This is a genomic window from Streptomyces galbus (assembly GCF_005280195.1).
Lineage (GTDB): Bacteria > Actinomycetota > Actinomycetes > Streptomycetales > Streptomycetaceae > Streptomyces > Streptomyces galbus.
Genome location: NZ_SZPR01000056.1, coordinates 1 through 979, shown reverse-complemented (window position 1 = coordinate 979; position 979 = coordinate 1). Strand labels below are relative to the sequence as shown.

The 979-nt window shown below is 70.4% G+C and carries 1 protein-coding gene; it reads right to left on the bottom strand.

The genetic code is table 11. The annotated features are described in order from the left end of the window. Positions 1-865 (bottom strand): IS481 family transposase (locus E4U92_RS35250; protein WP_137304533.1); only part of this gene is annotated, 865 nt, incomplete at its 3' end. Positions 866-979: the final 114 nt, after the last annotated feature.

Here is a 979-nt window from a genome sequence, read left to right as displayed (position 1 = left end):
CCAGCCAGTCGGGGAACGCTGCTTGTCGGTCGCTGACTGAGGTGTAGGGCCGGCTGTAGGCCCATTCCTCGAGCAGGGTGCGGTGGAAGCGTTCGACCTTGCCGTTGGTCTGAGGTCGCCAGGGCCTGGTCCAGCGGGGGCTGATGCCCAGGTCGCGGCATGTGTCGTGCCAGGTGTTCTTGGTGTAGGCCCAGGCGTTGTCGGTGAGGACCCGCTCGATGGTGATGCCGTGGGCGGTGAACCAGGCGGTTGCTCGTCGTAGGAAGCCGGCGCAGGTGGCGGCGGTCTCGTCGGGCAGGTCCTCGGTGTAGGCGAGGCGGGTGTGGTCGTCCAGGGCGGTGTGCAGGTAGGCGTATCCGGTGCCGGTCTTGTTGCGGCGGCCGTCGGCCCTGCCCAGCACCTTGTGCCCGCCGCCGTCGGGGATGCGGCCGAGTTTCTTGACGTCGATGTGGACCAGTTCGCCGGGCCGGGCGCGTTCGTAGCGGCGCACGGGCTCGCCGGTGGCCCGGTCCAGCGTGGCCAGAGCGGGCAGTGCGTACCGGCCGAGGATGCGGTGGGCGGTGGACGTGGCGATACCGCACCGGGCGGCCAGGCGTGCCGGTCCGATCCGGTGTTCGCGTCGCAGCCGCACGACCTGCTGTTCGATGGCAGCCGGGGTCCGTCGGGGTTGACGGTGTGGGCGGCTGGAGCGGTCGTGCATCCCCGCCTCGCCCAGCTGCCGGTAGCGGCTCGCCCAGCGTGCGGCGGTGGTGTGGCTGACCTGGAAGCGTTCCGCGGCCCTGCGCAGCGGCCAGCCGTCGTCCACGACACACCGGGCCAGACGGAGCCTCCCGGTCGGCGTCAGAGGGGCATTACGGTGGGACACGAGGGCCTCCTGGACGTCGGTGCAGACTTCGCAATCCACACCGAACCCAGAAGGCCCTCACCTGTTCAAGCACCCAGCACGCGTGTCACCAACGTCCCGGGACAACACACCTAG